Origin of the sequence: Roseimicrobium gellanilyticum (genome assembly GCF_003315205.1) — a bacterium.
GTDB lineage: Bacteria > Verrucomicrobiota > Verrucomicrobiia > Verrucomicrobiales > Verrucomicrobiaceae > Roseimicrobium > Roseimicrobium gellanilyticum.
This window is the reverse complement of sequence record NZ_QNRR01000003.1, coordinates 24,554-43,436: the sequence shown is the minus strand read 5'-3', so window position 1 is coordinate 43,436 and position 18,883 is coordinate 24,554. Positions and strand designations below refer to the sequence as shown.

The following is an 18,883-nucleotide window of genomic DNA, read 5'->3' as shown; positions in this document are numbered from 1 at the left end:
CATTTGCGATTGGAGGACCGAGTTCGGCACCTTGTGGACTGGTGGGTTTGGCTCGGTTGGAGATTGCGCCCGTGGAAGAAACCTTCATGGCGTCATTCTCCCCTGGACTGATCGCAGAGCCATGGAGCTAACCCACGTGGGGGCATCTGAAATATCTGCAACAAGGTTTCCAATTGCTCTGAATTTGCGCGATCCGATGGCGGTCTCGTAAAATCCTCCTTGGGAATGCGGACGCACAAACCGGGCGGGCGAACCCCATTTTCATCGGGGTTTGGCGTGTGGAAACAAGCGTCGACCGGCGTTTTTCCAAGTGATGTTGTTCGTTGAATATGAATAAATTACGTAGGGACTCGAGTCTTGACTCAGGCGTCGGAATCTTGTGGAATGGAGACGCTCACGGGAGCCGGATGTAATTATGACGAAATTTGAACAATACCTTACAGCATAAGACTTGTTATAGTTCTTATAATTACTACACTTTATTCGAAACCGCCATACCTCCCATGAAACTAGCTGATCTAGACCATCCCATTCACACTAAGAAGATTCTTGTGGCTGATGATGAACCTGCTATGCGGGAACTCCTCGGTGAAATGTTTCGGACCGCCGGCTTCGAACATCTCATTTTCGCCTCCAATGGGAGTGCGGTACTGGATCTGGCGGTTGCAGAAAATCCGCAACTCATCGTGCTGGATGTCATGATGCCCCGTGGGAATGGCCTCCGAGCTTTGCGGAGTCTCCGGGAGCATCCCAAGACGTCAGGTATCCCTGTCATCATGATGAGCGGATTTGGTTTGGGTGCCCTGACAAACGCGGCTGGGGAATTCACGTCCCATTTCCTGGCGAAACCATTTACGTGCAATGAGCTGATCGATCGCGCCAGCGGGTTGCTGTCCGAGCGTCTCACGGGGACGAGCCGCATGCCCTACGGTGATCCTGCGGCATTTGTGTGATTGATATTTTGGGGAAGGGGAATGCTGCGCCAACCCGGGTTGGTTAGCGGTGGTCTCAGGCCCACTCTGGCAAAAAGGCACCAGGCGTGAAGGGAATAGTCCTTTGTGTTCTGGAGCGACAAAACGTCAAGAAGTGTCAGGCGTCATGACACGCCAGGAACGCGCATCCCCTGAGCAGGAGGGTGACTCTGCATCGAGAAACTTGAAAGCGTGTCACGCCGTGCTACGCTGAGGCTTCCCTCATTCATCCTGACCCCGTGCTACAATTCCTGATGTTGCTGCCTGCATAAGCAAAGGCGGCGCATCCCAGCGCTCCTCCAGAGTGGAGTGACGCGCATTTCTTTTTCCCAAGGCCCGGCCCTGCCGTGGTCATCACCTATCATGATCAATTACGTTCAACTGTTTGAAACCATCACCCAAGATCCCCGCTACCTCGCAAATCTCGATTGGGGCAAGGCGAGGCCGGGTCATCCGGAAGGCACCGTACGTGCCCACATCGCCGAAGTGGAAGGCAATTTGGCCCGGCTCAAATCGCGTGTCTCCGAGGAAGAGTACTGGCGCTTGCGGGTGCTGGTGCACACGCATGACACCTTCAAAGCGGAAGCCGTGAAGGGGGTGTCCATCCTTGATCCGCGCAGCCATGCGTCACTCGCCTGCGCATTCCTTGCGGAGTTCTGCAATGATGTCGACATGCTTGCCATCGTGCAGTTTCACGATGTGCCCTTTGCCCTCTGGCGGCAAGTGGATGAGAGAGGGCCCTATGATGAAGAGAGGTTTGCGCGACTGTTGAAAGACATCCGCGACTGGGATCTGTTCCTCGCATTCTGCCTCATCGATGGCTGTACTGAGGGCAAGGGGCGCGAACCATTGCTCTGGCTTTTCGAGACGGCGGCGCTACACGGTGTGCAGTCGCGGTTCAGTGCGGAAGATGTGATGTAAGTCCAGGTGGTCCGCCCACTCCGTGTGCGGTCATGACGTCATGAGCCTGTAGTGCCTTGTAATCCCCCCAAGGCACCATCAGGCACCACACAACCGTGCACTACATGTGCGGACTACCATCCACATCGGCCACTCAACTCTTTTTCTCTTTCCGCTCGAAGCGGTTCTCCGTGCCGGCGAGCATACGGGAGATATTGGACCGGTGACGCACCAGCACGAGGACGGCGATCACGATGCCAAAGGCGAGGAGCACATAGTTCCACGTGCCATTGATGGTCATGAGGATCGCCGCGGCAGTGGGCAGTGTGAAGCCTGCGAGAATGGATGCCAGAGCCACATAGCGTGTGGTGTAGAAGGCGATCACCCACACGATGATCGCAATCAGCAAGACCAGTGGTGCGAGTCCCAGCATGGCACCTGCGGTGGTGGCCACGCCTTTCCCGCCTTTGAACCCGAGCCAGAAGGTGAACATGTGACCCAGCACGGAGGCTGCGGCACAAAGTGCGGCGACCAAGGTGGCAGTATTGATGTCCGTGCCTTCGCGATGCTGCATCCACCAGGAGGCGACGAATACAGGGACGAAGCCCTTGAGCGCATCCAGCACAAAGACGGGGAGGCCAATCTTCTTGCCGAGCACGCGGATCACATTGGTGGCGCCGATGTTCCCACTGCCATGCTTGCGAATGTCGATGCCCTTAAGCCGGCCTGCCCAATAGCCAAACGGTAGCGACCCGCAGAACCAGGCGAGTGCGACGAGGCAGAAGGTGGGAAGCAGTGGAGGCATCAGGGGATGTAGCGTGGAGGCTGAGGGATGGGCAAGGCAAAAGCGACCCCAATAGTGGTCGCGCGTTCAAAATAATACCCTTCTTCTTCCGGTCCACGAGCATTGCGTGCGGTAGTTAGGCTGGTATCCTTTCCTTATCATGAGTGCTCGCAGGCATATCGCGCCCGCGGAAGCTCTTCGCGAGCTGGGCCGGCACGTCCTACTGGACGGGTTCGGCATGGTGTTGGACCTCGAGAGGAGCAAGGGCTGCCAGGCTGTGGATGCCGCCACGGGGCGGACCATCCTGGATCTGTACGGATGTTTTGGTTCGCTGCCCATTGGCTTCAATCACCCCTGGATGCATCGCCCGGAGGTGGAGCGCGACCTTCTCGTGGCTGCCAGGGCAAAGGCAGCCAATTCAGATGTGTATTCCACGCTGTATGCGGAGTTCGTTCGCACCTTCCATGAGGTGGCCGGACTGCCTCCATTGGAGCGGTACTTTTTCATCGAGGGTGGCGCCCTGGCCGTGGAGAACACCCTGAAGGCGGCCATGGACTGGAAGGTGCGGAAGAATCTCGCTGCCGGACGCGGTGAGAAAGGCACTGCGATCCTGCATTTCGAGCAGGCGTTTCATGGCCGCAGTGGCTACACATTGAGTCTCACGAATACGGATCCAGTGAAGACGGCGCACTTTGCGAAGTTCCCCTGGCCACGGGTGGCGGCCCCCGCGCTGGACTTCACCCTGGAGGAGGCTGAGCGGGAGAAAGATGCGGCACGCAAGGAGGCGCAATGTGAGGCGGTGCTGCGCGACATTGTGGAGCGGGGCCACGAGGACATTGCTGCAATCATCATTGAGCCGATTCAAGGAGAAGGGGGTGATCGTCACTTCCGCGCCTCCTGGCTGCGGCTCCTGCGTGAGGTGTGTGATGCGTATGACATCCTGCTGATCTTTGATGAAGTACAAACGGGCGGAGGCACCACCGGGCGGATGTGGTGCTGCGAGCATTTCGGTGTGCTGCCGGATCTACTGGCTTTTGGCAAGAAGGCGCAGGCCTGTGGTGTGATGGCCGGGCCGCGCCTGGACGAAGTGCCGGACAATGTTTTCCGTGTGTCTGGCCGCATCAATTCCACGTGGGGAGGCAGCCTGGTGGACATGGTGCGTGCCACCCATGTGCTCAGGCTCATCGAGCAGGAGCGGATGCTGGAGCATGCAGCCTTTGTCGGAGACAAATTCCTGGATGCCCTGCGTATCTTCGCCGGCGTGCACCCTATCATCACCGCAGTGCGTGGCCGGGGTTTGATGATTGCCTTCGACCTGCCCACGCGGCGCTTGCGGGATGAGTTCTATCGCGGCCTGTTTGATCTTGGGCTGCTGGCTTTGCGCTCGGGGGAGCGCTCCATCCGTTTCCGTCCGGCACTTGATCTGCCGGAGAGTGCCATCATTCAGACCATCGACATCCTCGAAAAGCAATGCCAGCGCATGCCACAGGCGGTGGTGTGATTGTGGATGTGATCTCTCATTGTGCCCCTGTGTGCCATGGATTCCTGTCTCCAGCGTCTTGGCTTGTCCGCGTTGAACGGCGGCGCCTTTGATGGCGCCTGGAGCGGGAATGGCGACGTGGTGGAAAGCATTTCACCGATCAACGGTCAGGTCATTGCCCGGGTGAAACAGGCAGATGCTGGAGACTGTGAGCGGGGCATTGCGCGTGCGCAGGAGGCATTTCTCAAGTGGCGCGTGACGCCAGCGCCCGTACGTGGTGAAACTGTGCGCCGCCTTGGCAACGCCTTTCGCGTGCATAAGGCGGACTTGGGAAGACTGGTGACTCTGGAGATGGGCAAGATCCTTGCGGAGGGTGAGGGCGAGGTGCAGGAAATGATCGACATCTGCGACTTCGCCGTCGGACTGTCACGCCAGCTCCATGGGTTGACGATCGCCTCGGAGCGACCGAACCACCGGCTCATGGAGCAATGGCATCCGCTGGGCATCATCGGCGTGATCACGGCATTCAATTTCCCCGTGGCTGTCTGGTCATGGAATGCGGCGCTGGCTGCGGTGTGTGGTGACTCGGTGATCTGGAAACCCTCCAGTCACACACCGTTGTGCGCGATCGCCGTGACGCGGATCGCGGAGCAGGTGTGTCGTGAGACGGGAGTGGATCCCGCCATCTTCACCCTCCTGTGCGGCAGTGTGGAGGACGTGGGCTCCCGCATGGTGGAGGACCGCCGGCTGCCGCTCATTTCTGCCACGGGTTCTTGTGCCATGGGGCACAAGCTGGCGCAGCAGGTGCATGCGCGGCTCGGCCGCACACTGCTGGAACTCGGCGGCAACAATGCAGTGATCGTCACACCAAGCGCGGATCTCGAGCTCGCGGTGCGAGCGATCTTCTTCGGCGCGGTGGGCACAGCAGGGCAGCGCTGCACTTCCACCCGGCGGGTGATCGTGCATGAGTCCGTGGCAGATGCGCTGCGGGAGCGACTGGTCCGTGCCTATCATGATTTGCGCATCGGGGACCCACTGGATCCTGCGACGCTCATGGGCCCGCTCATCAATCGTCAGGCCGTCGCCACCATGATTCACGCCATCCGCCGATTGAAGCGCGAGGGAGGCACGGTGCTGAGTGGAGGCAAAATCTTGCACAGCGATATCGCCACCGTCCTTGCCATCGAACATCTGGCGGATGAGGGAGGTCCCTTCCTCCCTGAGGATGATGAACTCCTTCGCGAGGATGCGTTTCCGGGCGGGTGCTATGTGACGCCGTGTCTTGCCTCTGTGACGGCGGGCTTGTCCGTTGTGCGCGAGGAGACCTTTGCGCCGATCCTGTACCTGATGAAGTACCGGGACTTCAACGAGGCGCTTGCCATGCACAATGACGTGCCGCAGGGGCTAAGCTCGGCCATCTTCACCAATGACTTCCGGGAAGCGGAGCTATTCCTCAGTGCGGTGGGGAGCGACTGTGGCATTGCAAATGTGAATGCCGGCACCAGTGGTGCTGAGATTGGTGGAGCCTTTGGTGGTGAGAAGGACACCGGTGGGGGGCGGGAAAGTGGCTCCGATGCGTGGAAGAACTACATGAGACGCCAGACCAACACCATCAACTATGGCAAGGACATGCCGCTCGCACAGGGCATTCACTTTGGTGAGGACCCCGCAAAATAGTCTGCAACAAAGGGTTGAATGCATCTTCAAATCATAGGATTTCGTACTATTATTGAATACATCAATACTTAGGAGTGGAACGGTAAGGTTGAAACGGGTAGCCTCATTCACGTTTCATTCGAGCAAATCTCCACCCATGGAGCGATGATTGCCGCACCGGATATCTCCAAGGAAACACGGTTTGACTGGCCGCTTTGCCAGGAGGCTGAGGATGCAGTTCTCGGAGTGCTGCGCGCGTGTTCTGAAAAGTCTCCTTTTCTGGCAACGCTTGAGCAGCGCATGCGTGACGAGACCGGCACGCTGCTGATTGACTGGGTGGATCATCTGGTGGTGCCGGAGAGTGACGTTCGCGAATTCCGCCATGCGGGCTACACGCTGGATCGTCTGGGTGACACACCTGAAGGCACACCGGCTCTCTGGCATCCGGAGGCGATGCTCCCTCGCGTGCTACTGGCAGATCGTGGGGAGCCTGTGACGGTGGCGATTCGGGCGGAGAGCATTGCGGACTTTCTTGCAGCGCACGGGATCAGTTCGAATCTGCATGGCTCGCCGCTTACCCGTTATCGCACCGCGGTGGTTTCTGAAGAGAATGATGTGCGCCTCCTCGTGGTCGAACGGCGTGGCTACCGAGGGTATGTCCCGGCTACCCTGGTACCGGGGCAAGCTGCAACGACTTTGATCGCGCACGAGACGTGGAGAACGCGACCGCGCAATTTTGATGACGATGCCATCGGTTGGAGCCGCACCCAGACCTGGCTGAACCGCGTGATCGCTCTGGCGGGACGTGACATCGCCTGTGCGGCCATCTTCACGGAGGAGCGTACCTTCTGGCAGGGGCGCAACCGGGCCGCGCAGATCCAGAAGGTGCGGCAGGATCGTCTGGGGCTTGGGTGGGCAAATCACGATCACCACACCTTCCGCTCCTCACGGGAGCATTTCGTACAGCTCATGCAGGCGCTGGAGAAGCTCGGCTTTGAGCGTCGCGAGCGCTACTACGCCGGAGCGCAGGCCGGGTGGGGTGCGCAGATTCTGGAACAGCCGGTGGAAGGGCTCGTGGCATTCTGTGATGTGGACCTGGAGCCGGAGGAAACGGAGATCGATTTTTCACGCGTGCCGCTGCCGCGATCGGCCAAGCTGGGGACCATTGGTCTTTGGGTCGGGCTGCATGGCGAAAGTTTCCTCCAAGCGGGCATGCATCATCTGGAGTGCCGTTTTGATCACGCACTGCTGAAGGACCAGCTGGAGCGTGAGGGCGTGCAGACCATGAAGCCGTTCTCTGATTTGCCGTTCCTCAAGCAAGCCTTCACCGAGGGCGAGCGCTGGAAGGTGCGACCGGAGCGCGCACAAAAGCTGCTCAATGAGGGGCTCATCACCCAGCAGCAGTACGACACCTTCGTGCGCGACGGAGCCATCGGCAGTCACCTTGAGAATCTGCAACGCAAGGGGGGCTTCAAAGGATTCAATCAGAAATCCGTGAGTGCCATCATTGCTGCGGTGGATCCGCGTATGCAACTGGTGCATTGAGGCAATGCGCGGGCGCTTTGACGGGTGAGTATACCGCGAATGATGCACGAACAGGCACTCATGGATTGCGGGAATCGATTGAAGACAGTTCCTCATGTGCCAGTTCAAGGAATCCAGCTTCTCCCCGCATGACGCGATGAGACACCCTTCCTGTCGCATCCTTATCGATGCGAATAGAACAGCTCCAAAGTGGCTTCGGCTTCAGCCGAAATCAGGAGAAGATGGAATCCTGTAGCTCCGGGACGCGAAGGCGTCCCTCGCGGGCAGGTGCGAACGTCACGTCGTGAAGTTCGCCACACGTGGAGAGACGAGGCGTTCGAAGTCGCGGTAGAGCATCTTGATGATTTCCGTGTGTGAGCCCGCGTTGAACGCGATCTCAGTCTCCTCCGCGAGCAGCGGGGATACATAAACGGACATGTCATACAAGTTCCCGAAGGGCGGCATGGCGCCGGCTTCACAATCCGGGAAGAAGCTCTTGAACTCATCTTCGCGCGCGAGGCGCACATCTTCCGTGCCGGTGATGTCGCGCAGGTCATCGAGCATCACGCGATGGTTTGCCGGCAGCACTGCCATGGCGAGGACGTCATCAATGATGACCATCACGGTTTTGGCCATGACGCGGCCTGGTACGTGCGCGGATTGGGCCACCTCCTGCGTGGTGAACGCTGGCGAGTGGGCGATGGTGACATACTTCACCTTCTTCTGATCGAGGAAATCTTTGAGTTTCTGAGCAAGCATGGGGAAAGCCTTTCTGTGAGTTCTGCCCAGCCGGGGCGCATGCATGGCCGCAGGCCGGGACGGTATTGGCAAACGTTCGCATGCCCTTGATTCGGGATGCGGGCGCTCAGTTTGAGATTCGCAGCGGACTTTTCCCGCCTCATGGCAGGGCCGTTTGCGATGGATTCAATGAGGTCTGTAAGTGAAGCGGCCTGTCATTGGCACCTCCTTTCCTCTTCAGAACACAAGGCAGTATACCTCTCCATGGGGCGGAGAGTCAAACGGGAAGCATCGCATGCATGGGCTTTTCGAGGTGTCCCGATAAAGGGCTATCACTCCAGTACCAGAGCGAGGCATTTGCACGCGCCACCCGCCTTGATGAACTCGCTCATGGGCAGAGGGTGCACTGCATAGTCTCTGCCCTCCAGCATGGCTGACGCCTTCGGGCATCCGTCTGGCATCACTACATGGGAGTCGGAAATGATCGCATTGCAGGCAAAGCGGCGTGCTTCGTCCAAGGTGACTTCGATAAGCTCCCGCGAGATCGCGCGAATTGCATCCTGCCCGATTGCATCAAACGCTGCGGGATACCACATGGCGAGACCATCCCGTAGTGGGCAGAAGCAGGTATCGAGATGGTAGAAGTGAGAATCCACAAGCCGCACGCTCACCATCGGTTCATGTGTCCAGTCTCCCACCCAGCGATGGGCTTCTTCATCCGTGCGAAAGCCGTGGCCACAAATCCAGACGTCACCGCATTTCAAGGCATCTCCTTCGCCCTCAAAGGCCAGATGGCGGGGCAGTCTGGAGATTTCGTAGTCCTGCTCCTCAAACCATTGGGCATGCCACGGGGATTCGCCGGCGCGTTCTTCATGGCGAAAATTGCTCAGCAGGACACGGCGTTCTCGCACTACACCGGCATTCGCGGTGAAGACCATGTCCGGCCATCCCGGTCGTGGCATCAAAAGTTCCACCTTACAACCCATGTCTTGCAAGGTGTCATACAGACCCTGCCACTGTCGCACTGCTACCGCGTGATCAGGCGCCTGAGCCACGCTCATCCAAGGATTGATCTCGTAGCGGACCTCATAGAAATCCGGAGGACAAAGGAGCATCCGGTTCATGATGATAGTCTAGCACATCCACCGCGCATGATGTCAGCGCCATGGAGAGATTTTTTGTCCGGAGGGGTGTGCCTGGAAAAATAACATGCACGCAAGCACCATGTTTCTCGCGAATTCACCGCCGAAAGGAAGATGCGAATGTCATGACTGAGATGCAGACGGAGACCTGTGTGCTGGGCATTTGCCGGGCGGTGGGAGGAGAGCGTTTTACACTGCGGCAGGTGGTTCGACGGGTGGCCGATGATCACCCGGAAATCATCCAGGAACTCCCCGCCGTATGGGCCAGGCTTATGGAATCCCATCGGGTGCAGGCCATGCACGAAAGTCTTGGGGGCCTGTATCGCGTTGTACGATGACGCGGGTGCGTGTGCGCTTCCTGGCGGCTCGCTTCATTCACTTCCTCTCGTACACCAGCTTCCCACCGAGCCAGGTCTTGAGCACTGAGGCTTGAGGCAGATCGTCCATGGGGCAGGTGAGCGGATCGCGATCCACCAGGATGAGGTCCGCGGCCTTACCTTTCTCAAGGCTGCCGGCCGTTTGCTCCAGGAAGAGGATCTTCGCGTTGTTGATGGTGTAGAAGCGAATGGCCTGCTCGCGAGTCAGCGCTTCTTCGGGGTGCATGGGTGCATCAAGGTGTTTTGCTTTCCGCGTGATGGCGACCCACATGCCGAGCCATGGGTTGTAGGGATTCACGGAGCGGAAGGAGCCAATCTTCTGCATATGGTCGCTGCCACCTCCCACGATGCCACCTGTTTCAAAGATGGTCTTCAACGGCTGGAACCAACGCGTGCGATCCTGGCCGAACTGCGCGAGCAGCGTACGCGAGTCCAGATGCAACCAGATGGGCTGGATGTCCATCATCACACCCAGCTTCGCAGCGCGCTCGACGGCCTCCTTGCTCATGAAGTTGCTATGTGTGATGCATGAGCGGGTGTCGCGAATGGAGCGCTTCGCATTGACTTCCTCATAGGCGTCGAGCAGTTCATGCACAGCACCATCACCCACGCTGTGTGCGGTGAACTGCAGGCCGGCGCCGGTGACCTTGTCCACCATCTGTCGCAGCTTGTCCGGTGGCACATTCAGCGTGCCCTTGAAGGCGGGATCGCTGATGCCATAAATCTGGCTCACGCCCCACGGCTGCCGCATGTAGGCGCTGCCGGTGAGCATGCCGCCATCCAGCCAAATCTTGGTGCCGATGATGCGCAGCATGTCGTCACCCTTCGTCAGTGGATGCTCGATTACCTTGTCGATGCTTTGCTCAACCGTGCGCCACATGCCACCAGTGCCGAAAGTGTGGGAGCAGCGCATGCGCACCGTGAGGTCACCCTTCTTCAGCATGGATTCGTACCGGGCAATCGAGTCAGGGCTGGCGCCGCGATCGCACACAGAAGTGAGGCCCACGCTGTTGTAGTCGCGAAAGAGCTCCTTGGTGCGAGCATAGGTTTCTTCCGGGGTTGGCGCTGCCTTGGAGACTTGCTTCACCTTGACGAAGCGGCCCATCTCCCGCAGCAGGCCGGTGGGCTCGCCGGATTTGGGATCGAATTCCACTTTTCCGGGGCCACCATCGGTGATCTTGAAGTCTTTGGTGATGCCATTCATCTGCAGCGCCAGTGAGTTCAGCATGGCATCCGGTCCCGTGGAGAAGCTCACCGGATGCTTCGGCGCCACGGAGTCCAGCTCTGCGCGGGTGGGATAGCGCTGCTCCTTCAAGCGCGTGATGAACACCTGGCTGACCACAATGCCGGAGCCTTCGGGCGTGGCTTTTACCCGGGTGGCGATGTAGTCCAGCACATCCTGGATGGTCTCCATGACCGGAATCTCATGGTCAAACTCCGTCATCGCCGCACGGGGGTGGACATGCGAGTCCATGAGCCCGGGCATGACGGTCTTGCCTTCCAGATTGATGACCTGTGTGTCCGGCCCTTTGAGAGCCGTGACCTCGGCGTCGCTGCCGATAGCGAGGATTTTTCCATCCTCCACCGCGAGGGCCTGGTGGATGGAGAACTTCTCATCTACCGTGATCACCTTGCCGCCGTGGAGGATCAGCGACGGTGCGGCGCTGAGCGCGGAAGGGAGGAGTGGAAAAATCGCGGAAGCCAGCGTGAAGAGATGCGGACGCATGGCTCATGTACGCGAAATGCGGAGGGAAGTTTCTGGGAGTTGTACCCCATGCGGATCTGCAAAGCGCCACCCCAACGATCGCAAAGCCATGAGGCTGCCAAAGTAGAAGGCTTCTCCAGAAGCCTTTGCTCCATGCAGCAACCCCTCCCAAGGAGATGCAGCCGCAGCAGACTTCTTTCCGGAACAGGAATGGATGCCTTAGCGGCGCTCATGCGAACAAGGCTTCTGGAGAAGCCTTCTACTTTCCGCTGCCGCCGCCACCGCCACCGCCACCTGGTTTCACATCATCTTCGATATTCCTACCTCGCCACCCACCGATACGCCTCCTCCGAGTTTCGGTAGAAGTACTTTTTTGCCGCATCTTCACCCTTCGAGGTGAAGTACTCCTTCACAATACGGAAGACCACATCATAGCCCGCGCCCTTGTCGCTCACCGGCCAGTTGCTGCCATAGATGAGACGATCCTCGCCGAAGCATTCCCACAGGTGATCCAGAATGGGAAGGTAGTAGGCGGTATCCGTGGGAGCTTTGCCGTATTCCGTTTTCGTCTGTTCCACGAGGGCGCTCACCTTGCAGTACACATTTTGATTTTCTGAAGCGCGCTTGATGCCTTCTTTCCATCCCGGGCGCAGCGACTGAGGGTCGCCCGAAGCACCGAGGTGATTGATGACCAGTCGGAGGTCCGGGATTGCTTCGGCAAGCTTGGCGGTCGCTTCGCCTTGCTTGTCCATGGGGCCATTCACGTCGAGCTCCAGTCCCTTCTCCGCCATGAGTTGCATCGATTTCATGAACTCCGGTTTGCTGACCAAATCTGGCAATTCCGCGTTCGGGCGGCGATTGCGAATGCCGCAGAAGAGGGGATTGGCCACGAAGCGCTTGAGGTGGGCGCTGAAATCCGGAGCCATGGGATCGAGGTTGCCCACGAGACCAATAATGCGTTTGTCATTCGCGGCGATGTCGAGAATCCACTGGTTGTCTTCCACGAGCGGGCTGGCCTCCACCACCACGGTGGCTGTCACGCCGAGTGGTGCAGCGAGCTTGGCCCAGTCATCCGGCAGCACGGTGCGGTACAGGGGTGAGTTCTGCGGTGGCCACGGCACGCCCCCTGGGCGCTTCGGATTATAGAAATGCACATGCGTATCGATGATGGGATACGACTCGGCAGCTGAGGCGGAGGAGGGGAGTGCGGCCTGCGACGCCGCGAGGCCAGCGGTGGCGAGGGAGGTGTTGCGGAGGAATTGACGGCGGTTCATGCGGAATGTGGATGGGCGTGACATCACAAACGCTCTCCACGAGACGGCTCATGCAGGCGTCTGATATCTGTGTTGCATGTTTGTGCGTCGGCTGGCTTGATGTGACCGTTAACCCTTTGCATGAACCGTCGCGCCTTTCCGGAGTTTGGGATGAGTGAGTCCCAGCATGAGGACTTGCGCCAGCAGGGCATTGTGGTGATTCCCTTCATGGATTCTCTGGCGCAGGATCCGCAGCGCATCCGGCCACACTACCATGACTTCTTCCAAATCTTCATCCTCGTGGGGAAGGCGGAGGTCATGCATGACTTCCAGGAGTTCACTGCGAGCGGGACCACGGTGGTCTTCATGACTCCGGGACAGGTGCACACGGCCCGTCCGGCAAAGGGCATGCGGGGGACCACGGTTTCATTTACCCAAGAGTTCTTCGATGGCGGCACGCCACCGCCCAGCAGGCTCTTTGATTATCCCTTCTTTTTCCCCGCAGAAGCGAAGCCCTGGCTCACGGTTCCGCATCGCGAGGCGGCTCCCATCCTGGAAATGTTTGCGGAGCTGCAGCGCGAATTCAATGCGGGACAAACGGGCGCGGTTGAGGTACTACGCGCACTGCTTCACATCCTGCTGGTGCGAATGGACCGGCTCTATGAGCGGCTGCATCCGCGGCGTCATGTCTCGCGTGCCAGCATGCTCGCGCGACAGTTCCACCTCTACGTGGAGCAGCACTTCCGCACGCTGCATGAGGTGTCCGACTATGCACGCCTTCTCAATGTGACGACCAACCATCTCCATGACGTGGTGCGCGAGGAGAATGGAGTCACCGCGGGACACATCATCCGTGATCGGCGGCTGCTGGATGCGAAGCGGCAGCTTTCCCATTCCGAGCTCGACGTGTCCGAGATTGCATATGATCTCGGCTTCAAGGATCCCTCCTACTTCTCGCGCTTCTTTCGCAGGGAAACAAAACGCACCCCGGCCCAGTTCCGCGAGGAAATCCGAGAAAAGTACCAGCGATAGCCGCGCCTTCACCAGTCGTGGCCTTTGAGGGTTCTGGGAAAATGGGAATCCTATGCGGGCTATGTCTTCCTCAACCCTCAGTGAAGCACCCGCGCCTGAAAAGACCGCAACTTCGTCCGCGGAACAGACGGTGTTTGCGGTGCTGTTCGCCATCAGTTTCTCGCACCTGCTGAATGATACCATCCAGGCGCTCATTCCTTCGCTCTACCCTCTTTTGAAAGAGAGCCAGGGCCTGACGTTTGGCCAGTTGGGCATGGTCACGCTCACCTTCCAGTGCACGGCATCATTGTTGCAGCCGCTGGTTGGCCTGTACACGGACAAGCGACCTCTGCCGTACTCGCTGGCGGTGGGCATGGGGCTCACGCTGGTGGGGCTGCTGATGCTTTCCCAAGCACACAACTACCCGATGATCATCGTGTCTGCCGCATTGGTGGGCATGGGTTCTGCGGTGTTCCACCCCGAGGCTTCACGCGTGGCGCACATGGCCGCGGGACGCAGCCGTGGTCTGGCGCAGTCGCTGTTTCAAGTGGGTGGCAATGCTGGCAGTGCGCTGGGACCTCTGCTGGCGGCGCTCTTCATCGTGCCGAACGGTCAGGGACACGTGGCGTGGTTCTCCTTGGTGGCGGGCTTGGGCATGTTCGTGCTGTGGCACATCGGTACCTGGGTGTCCCGGCGCCTACAGCATCAGAGTCGCAGTGCTTCGACGTCGAGCCTGAAGCCGCTCAAGTTGCTGCCCACGAAGGTGATTGTGTACTCGCTGCTGGTACTCGTGGCGCTGACCTTCTCCAAGTATGTGTATCTGGTCAGTCTCACGAACTACTACACCTTCTACCTCATGGAGCGCTTCCACGTGTCCGTGCAGGCTTCGCAGATCTACCTGTTCGCGTTCCTCTTTGCCGTGGCAGTGGGCACCATTGCGGGTGGTCCCATCGGTGACCGCATCGGGAGGAAGCGTGTGATCTGGGTTTCCATTCTGGGGGTGGCGCCCTTCTCTCTATGGCTGCCATATGCGAGCCTGCCGGTGACAGTGGTGCTCACGGTGGTCATCGGCCTCGTGCTGGCATCAGCGTTCTCTGCCATCCTCGTGTATGCGCAGGAGTTGCTGCCGGGGAAGGTGGGTCTCATCGCTGGACTGTTCTTCGGGCTCGCCTTCGGCATTGCTGGCATTGGTGCTGCGGTGCTGGGCAAGGTGGCTGACCATGTGGGCATCATCGATGTCTTCCACGGGTGCGCCTGGCTGCCACTGATTGGCATGCTGACCATTCTCCTGCCTGACATTGAAGGCAGCAGGAAGAAGTAAAGACCGACTCTCAACTCTTTATCCCCAAGACCAAGACCAAGTCCCCGTCCAAAGGCATCAGTGCCGCCGGCGGGGGCTTTTTTTGTTGACGTGAATTGTGAATTCGATGATTGTCGAAATATCGAACTGCGATGACTGCTCTCTTCCAGGCGCTGAATGATGACACCCGGCGGGCGATTCTCGACCTGCTGCGGGAGGGTGACCTTTCCGCCGGCGCGATTGCGGAGCACTTCAAGCTGGGCAAGCCCACAGTCTCTCATCATCTCGACCTGCTGAAGCGCGCCGGGCTGGTGACCTCGGAGAAGCAGGGGCAGTTCGTCATCTACTCTCTCTCGACCAGTGTGCTGGAGGATGCGCTTCGCTGGATTCTCACGCTGACCAGGGGTGCTCCGGCATCCACTGCATCACCCGCCAAGGGTGTCCGGGAGGCAGGTTCTGATTCTTCAAAGACAACCCAGATACGACGCCATGAAAACGATGCTCAAAAGGAATTGGCTGCTGCTCCTCGCGCTCGCGGCTCCGTTCGTGTTTCTCGCCGCCGTCTGGCCGCAGATTCCTGAGCGCATCCCGATTCACTTCAACGCTTCCTTCACGCCGGATGGCTGGATGAACAAGCCATGGGGAGCGCTCCTGCTGCCGCTCACGAGTCCCCTGGTGGTGACCATCACGCTGGTGTGGTTTCGTTTTGATCCGAAGATGGCGAAGTGCGATCCGGAGACCCGTGAACACGTGGGGAAGGTGCTGCGCCAGGTGTTGCTGGCCCTCACGGTCTTGTTCGGTGGCATGAGTGTCGCCGTGATCTGGGCCGCTTGGGGGGACCTGTCGCCCATCACGAAGGTGGTCTACTATGGGGTGCCATTCCTGTACGTCGTGCTCGGCAATGGCATGAGCAAGCTCCGGCCAAACTACACCATCGGCATCCGTGTGCCATGGACCTTGGAGTCACCAACCGTGTGGATGAAGACACACCGCCTGGGTGGTCGCCTGCTGGTGACCGTGGGCCTTGCGCTCATGCTGGCCGTCGCGCTGGGCGTGGAGAAGGTGCCGTATGTCATCGCGCTGCTGGCCACCCTCGGAACGTGGGCTCTCGTGGTGATCACGTATGCCTTCGTGCTGTCTCGCAAGGAGACGCATGTCGCTGCGTGATCGTGTCTGCTGCCCTGAAGTGGCGTCAGGCGAGGTCCTTCAGATACTCGCGGAGCTGCTCTGCCATGTCTGGCCTGCGCAGGCCCCACCAGAGATTCGCCTTCACGAAGTCGAGCTTGTTGCCGATGTCGTGACGACGACCCTGGTACTTCACACCGAAGAGAGGCTCGCGCTGCATGAGTGCCGCCATGGCGTCCGTGAGCTGGATTTCGCCGCCCTTGCCGGGCTTGGTGGTTTCCAGCTCATCGAAAATGGAAGAGGAAAGGATGTAGCGCGCGCTGACGGCGAGGCGTGAGGGGGCTTCCTCCGGCTTGGGTTTCTCCACGAACTTGTCTGCACGAATGACGCCGCTCTCCACTTCCGCGCCACCCATGATGCCGTAGCGGCTCACTTTTTCCTGGGGTACTTCTTCGAGTGCCACCACGGAGCCGCCATGCTTTTCATGCACGTCCATGAGCTGGCGCAGCACGGGCTTCGCGCGTTCAGCGTTGGATACGAGGGCATCGCCCAGCAGCACGGCGAAGGGTTCGCCATTCACATGTTCCCGGGCGCAGCGGATGGCATCACCCAGACCGCCCATCTTGGGTTGGAAGACAAAGTGGATGCGGGCGAGGCCCTGCAGTTTGCGGAGTTCTTCGAGCGGTTCGGTTTTGCCTTTGGCTTCCAGATCCGCTTCGAGTTCGGGATTGGCGATGAAATGCTCCTCAATCGCGCGCTTGCCGCGGCTGATGATGAGAAGGATGTCAGTGATGCCACTGGCCACGGCTTCCTCCACCACATATTGGATCACCGGCTTGTCCACCACAGGCAACATCTCCTTGGGCACGGCCTTGGCGATGGGGAGGAAGCGGGTGCCGTAGCCGGCGGCAGGAATGACAGCTTTGCGAATGGTCATGAAATGAAGTCAGGGGAGTCGAAGGAGGATGGGATGGCGCTGAACTACGCACGCATGATTTGTGGCTTGATGACCGCGACTCCCAGTTCGCCAAAGGCGGCCTCGAGTTTCTTGTACATGGCCTCGTCCTCGTAGGTGCCCACGATGGCGCCACCACTCCCGGTGAACTTCGCGCTGGCTCCCACGGAGCGGGCGGCTTCCACCATGTCGATGTTGCCCTTGCTGATCTTGTAGAGGCGGCGGCGCAGGTCGAAGTTTTCATTCAACAGCGGACCGATGTCGCGACCGCGGCCGCTGAGCAGCATTTCCTTCACGCGCTCCGCAAGTCCAGCCCAGTGGTACATGGCGCTGACGATCTCTCGCTCGCCGCGGTTCCAGCGGGAGCGGATGTCATTGTGGAATACCTCCGTGCCTTCACTGAGCTGGCGGGTGTATGCCACATAAAGGGGCGGAAGCAGTGAGGGATCAATGACCTCATAGTTCCCGTAGCCGCGCTCCTCCATGAGACCACGGTTGAAGTCCATGAATACGACACCCTCATACACCTGGATGACACGGTCCTGGAGGCCGGCGGGAATGCCGAGCTCATCATTCTCCACGCTCAGCACCAGATTTGGCTGGATGTGCAGAGGCACCTCCACCTGGTAGAAGTCCATCAGGGCGCGCAAGCCTGCGCAGATGATGGCGCTGCTGCCGGCCATGCCTACTTGAGGAGGAACATTGCTCTCGTAGCGCAGCGTGAAATTGCGATCGTGCAGCGGGATGCCTTCCTTCGCGCAGTAGTCCGCGAAACGCTTCACGGTGGCCTTCAGCAGACGGATACCACCGTAGTAACCGAACTGGCGTACATCCCTGGCCAGGTGATTGATGTTCTCGAATACCGAGTGATCACGGTCATTGGGCTCGATGCGCAGTTCGGGAGTCTCATAGAGCACCACTTCCGCGCCGAAGTTCCGGATGACGAACGAAATGGTCTTTCCGAAGTAGCCGTCGGAAGGGTTGCCGACGAGGCCGGCGCGGGCATGAGCGTGCTTGCGGATAACCATGGAAAAGGATGAGGGCGGGAACGCTACGTGGCCTGCCTTTACTGGCAACGGAAATGAGCTGACGAAGCTGGAATGTGCAACGGGTCGCAGCCTGAGAGTTGGTCGACGGTTGCGGGGACCCAGGGCAAGGGATGTTTGATCTCCCGGCGCGCGTCGGTTGGCGGCTTTGGCCCCTTGTCTGGGAGCAGCAACCAGCTGCTCCCTCACACAAAAGCGATTGACCAATGGCTGACTTTGTAATACAAAGTGGACCATGGCCGCATCCGACCTACCTCACGACACGGCACTGGAGCATCTCCGCATCATCCGAACGCTCATGGAGCGGGCGAATATCTACCGGGCGGTGTCCGCCACGGCAGCCCTCTGTGGCGGTGTACTGGGGTTGGGCGTGGCTGCATGGGGGCTGATGATGCCTCCGTCCCCCCAAATGTTCCTGGCGGCGTGGATTGGAGTGCTTTGTCTGTCCGGCCTGGCGAATCTCTTCCTGCTGATGCGTGAATCCCAGGACAAGGGGCAGCCTTTCATCACGGATGGACTCCGCATGGCCCTTCGCGCCGTGGTGCCCCCGCTGCTTACGGGTGGTGTGGTGGGAGTCTGCCTCATCGTCTTCCGCCAGCAGATGGAGCTGGCTTCGCTCATCTGGATTCTCTGCTATGGTTTGGCGCTCCAGGGGACGGTGAGCTTCGCGCCGCGCTCCATCATCCATCTCGCGCGTGCCTTTCTGATTGCAGGGCAGATCCTCACCGTGCTCTGGCTCTGGAAGGGCTGGCCGGACATGATTTCACCGCCCGTGGCGGTGGCCTCGCTGTATATGGGCGGCACGTTCGGCCTGTTTCACATCGTGTACGGCGTAGCCGTGTTTCTCAGTCAGCCCAAGGAACTGGTCACGAGCCATTCCTGATGCCAGGAGCGCTGTTGTCACCTTTAGTCCCCG

Annotated in this window: 17 protein-coding genes; 10 read left to right on the top strand and 7 right to left on the bottom strand. The window is 59.3% G+C overall.

Annotation, left to right across the window (positions count from 1 at the left end):
• Positions 1 to 503: 503 nt before the first annotated feature.
• Positions 504 to 953 (top strand): response regulator, encoded by a 450-nt coding sequence (locus DES53_RS10300; protein WP_113958186.1) that lies wholly within the window; start codon positions 504 to 506, stop codon positions 951 to 953.
• Positions 954 to 1,334: 381 nt separating this feature from the next.
• A complete protein-coding gene (locus DES53_RS10295) occupies positions 1,335 to 1,892 on the top strand; it encodes a hypothetical protein (RefSeq protein ID WP_113958185.1) in 558 nt (185 codons plus the stop codon).
• 133 nt (positions 1,893 to 2,025) lie between these two features.
• On the opposite strand, the gene plsY is transcribed toward DES53_RS10295, so the two are convergent.
• Positions 2,026 to 2,676 (bottom strand): glycerol-3-phosphate 1-O-acyltransferase PlsY, encoded by a 651-nt coding sequence (gene plsY, locus DES53_RS10290; RefSeq protein WP_113958184.1) that lies wholly within the window; start codon positions 2,674 to 2,676, stop codon positions 2,026 to 2,028.
• Between the two features lie 139 nt (positions 2,677 to 2,815).
• On the opposite strand from plsY, the gene lat reads away from it, so the two are divergent.
• The 3 genes from lat (at position 2,816) to DES53_RS10275 (ending at position 7,336) form a co-directional block, all read left to right on the top strand.
• Positions 2,816 to 4,156 carry an L-lysine 6-transaminase gene (gene lat / locus DES53_RS10285; RefSeq protein WP_113958183.1) on the top strand — a complete coding sequence of 447 codons (1,341 nt, stop codon included), beginning with the start codon at positions 2,816 to 2,818 and terminating at the stop codon, positions 4,154 to 4,156.
• 36 nt (positions 4,157 to 4,192) lie between these two features.
• Positions 4,193 to 5,812: an aldehyde dehydrogenase family protein gene (locus DES53_RS10280; RefSeq protein ID WP_113958182.1), complete on the top strand. Its 1,620-nt coding sequence runs from the start codon at positions 4,193 to 4,195 to the stop codon at positions 5,810 to 5,812.
• Between the two features lie 279 nt (positions 5,813 to 6,091).
• On the top strand, positions 6,092 to 7,336 hold the full coding sequence (locus DES53_RS10275; RefSeq protein WP_211325512.1) for a hypothetical protein: 1,245 nt from the start codon (positions 6,092 to 6,094) through the stop codon (positions 7,334 to 7,336).
• A 276-nt stretch (positions 7,337 to 7,612) separates the two neighbouring features.
• Here DES53_RS10275 and DES53_RS10270 read toward each other — a convergent pair whose 3' ends face one another.
• From DES53_RS10270 to DES53_RS10250, 4 genes are all read right to left on the bottom strand, one after another.
• A complete protein-coding gene (locus DES53_RS10270) occupies positions 7,613 to 8,074 on the bottom strand; it encodes an aminoacyl-tRNA deacylase (protein ID WP_113958180.1) in 462 nt (153 codons plus the stop codon).
• A 311-nt stretch (positions 8,075 to 8,385) separates the two neighbouring features.
• The gene (locus DES53_RS10265) at positions 8,386 to 9,177 is read right to left on the bottom strand and encodes a dimethylarginine dimethylaminohydrolase family protein (protein WP_113958179.1); all 792 of its coding nucleotides are present in this window, start codon (positions 9,175 to 9,177) and stop codon (positions 8,386 to 8,388) included.
• Between the two features lie 393 nt (positions 9,178 to 9,570).
• Positions 9,571 to 11,298, bottom strand: coding sequence for an amidohydrolase (locus DES53_RS10255; protein WP_113958177.1), 1,728 nt, complete (start codon positions 11,296 to 11,298; stop codon positions 9,571 to 9,573).
• A 299-nt stretch (positions 11,299 to 11,597) separates the two neighbouring features.
• The gene (locus DES53_RS10250; RefSeq protein ID WP_113958176.1) at positions 11,598 to 12,551 is read right to left on the bottom strand and encodes an amidohydrolase family protein; all 954 of its coding nucleotides are present in this window, start codon (positions 12,549 to 12,551) and stop codon (positions 11,598 to 11,600) included.
• A 120-nt stretch (positions 12,552 to 12,671) separates the two neighbouring features.
• Between DES53_RS10250 and DES53_RS10245 the strand changes: the two genes are divergently transcribed.
• The 4 genes from DES53_RS10245 to DES53_RS10230 all read left to right on the top strand — a co-directional run bounded on the left by DES53_RS10245 (position 12,672) and on the right by DES53_RS10230 (position 16,008).
• On the top strand, positions 12,672 to 13,562 hold the full coding sequence (locus DES53_RS10245; RefSeq protein WP_113958175.1) for a helix-turn-helix domain-containing protein: 891 nt from the start codon (positions 12,672 to 12,674) through the stop codon (positions 13,560 to 13,562).
• Between the two features lie 61 nt (positions 13,563 to 13,623).
• Positions 13,624 to 14,862 (top strand): MFS transporter, encoded by a 1,239-nt coding sequence (locus DES53_RS10240; protein WP_113958174.1) that lies wholly within the window; start codon positions 13,624 to 13,626, stop codon positions 14,860 to 14,862.
• A gap of 131 nt (positions 14,863 to 14,993) precedes the next feature.
• Complete coding sequence (locus DES53_RS10235) at positions 14,994 to 15,422, top strand: autorepressor SdpR family transcription factor (RefSeq protein WP_113958173.1); 429 nt, start codon at positions 14,994 to 14,996, stop codon at positions 15,420 to 15,422.
• Positions 15,331 to 16,008 carry an SdpI family protein gene (locus DES53_RS10230; protein ID WP_113958172.1) on the top strand — a complete coding sequence of 226 codons (678 nt, stop codon included), beginning with the start codon at positions 15,331 to 15,333 and terminating at the stop codon, positions 16,006 to 16,008. The genes DES53_RS10235 and DES53_RS10230 overlap by 92 nt, the downstream gene beginning before the upstream one ends.
• A gap of 25 nt (positions 16,009 to 16,033) precedes the next feature.
• Here the strand turns inward: DES53_RS10230 and galU are convergent, their stop codons facing one another.
• Both galU and DES53_RS10220 read right to left on the bottom strand, forming a co-directional pair.
• Entirely contained in the window at positions 16,034 to 16,903 is an 870-nt protein-coding gene (gene galU, locus DES53_RS10225; RefSeq protein WP_113958171.1) for a UTP--glucose-1-phosphate uridylyltransferase GalU, read from the bottom strand.
• A 44-nt stretch (positions 16,904 to 16,947) separates the two neighbouring features.
• The gene (locus DES53_RS10220) at positions 16,948 to 17,949 is read right to left on the bottom strand and encodes a mevalonate kinase family protein (protein WP_113958170.1); all 1,002 of its coding nucleotides are present in this window, start codon (positions 17,947 to 17,949) and stop codon (positions 16,948 to 16,950) included.
• Positions 17,950 to 18,202: 253 nt separating this feature from the next.
• Here DES53_RS10220 and DES53_RS10215 point away from each other — a divergent pair, with 253 nt between their 5' ends.
• A complete protein-coding gene (locus tag DES53_RS10215) occupies positions 18,203 to 18,850 on the top strand; it encodes a hypothetical protein (protein WP_113958169.1) in 648 nt (215 codons plus the stop codon).
• Positions 18,851 to 18,883 lie beyond the last annotated feature (33 nt).

Bases quoted from the DNA above. Each gene is read 5' to 3' on its own strand.
- DES53_RS10270 (WP_113958180.1), bottom strand. From the start codon at position 8,074: ATGCTTGCTCAGAAACTCAAAGATTTCCTCGATCAGAAGAAGGTGAAG.
- galU (WP_113958171.1), bottom strand. From the start codon at position 16,903: ATGACCATTCGCAAAGCTGTCATTCCTGCCGCCGGCTACGGCACCCGC.
- DES53_RS10230 (WP_113958172.1), top strand. From the start codon at position 15,331: ATGAAAACGATGCTCAAAAGGAATTGGCTGCTGCTCCTCGCGCTCGCG.
- DES53_RS10245 (WP_113958175.1), top strand. From the start codon at position 12,672: ATGAACCGTCGCGCCTTTCCGGAGTTTGGGATGAGTGAGTCCCAGCAT.
- DES53_RS10215 (WP_113958169.1), top strand. From the start codon at position 18,203: ATGGCCGCATCCGACCTACCTCACGACACGGCACTGGAGCATCTCCGC.
- DES53_RS10295 (WP_113958185.1), top strand. From the start codon at position 1,335: ATGATCAATTACGTTCAACTGTTTGAAACCATCACCCAAGATCCCCGC.
- lat (WP_113958183.1), top strand. From the start codon at position 2,816: ATGAGTGCTCGCAGGCATATCGCGCCCGCGGAAGCTCTTCGCGAGCTG.
- DES53_RS10300 (WP_113958186.1), top strand. From the start codon at position 504: ATGAAACTAGCTGATCTAGACCATCCCATTCACACTAAGAAGATTCTT.
- DES53_RS10250 (WP_113958176.1), bottom strand. From the start codon at position 12,551: ATGAACCGCCGTCAATTCCTCCGCAACACCTCCCTCGCCACCGCTGGC.
- DES53_RS10235 (WP_113958173.1), top strand. From the start codon at position 14,994: ATGACTGCTCTCTTCCAGGCGCTGAATGATGACACCCGGCGGGCGATT.
- DES53_RS10275 (WP_211325512.1), top strand. From the start codon at position 6,092: ATGCGTGACGAGACCGGCACGCTGCTGATTGACTGGGTGGATCATCTG.
- DES53_RS10240 (WP_113958174.1), top strand. From the start codon at position 13,624: ATGTCTTCCTCAACCCTCAGTGAAGCACCCGCGCCTGAAAAGACCGCA.
- DES53_RS10280 (WP_113958182.1), top strand. From the start codon at position 4,193: ATGGATTCCTGTCTCCAGCGTCTTGGCTTGTCCGCGTTGAACGGCGGC.
- DES53_RS10265 (WP_113958179.1), bottom strand. From the start codon at position 9,177: ATGAACCGGATGCTCCTTTGTCCTCCGGATTTCTATGAGGTCCGCTAC.
- plsY (WP_113958184.1), bottom strand. From the start codon at position 2,676: ATGCCTCCACTGCTTCCCACCTTCTGCCTCGTCGCACTCGCCTGGTTC.
- DES53_RS10220 (WP_113958170.1), bottom strand. From the start codon at position 17,949: ATGGTTATCCGCAAGCACGCTCATGCCCGCGCCGGCCTCGTCGGCAAC.
- DES53_RS10255 (WP_113958177.1), bottom strand. From the start codon at position 11,298: ATGCGTCCGCATCTCTTCACGCTGGCTTCCGCGATTTTTCCACTCCTC.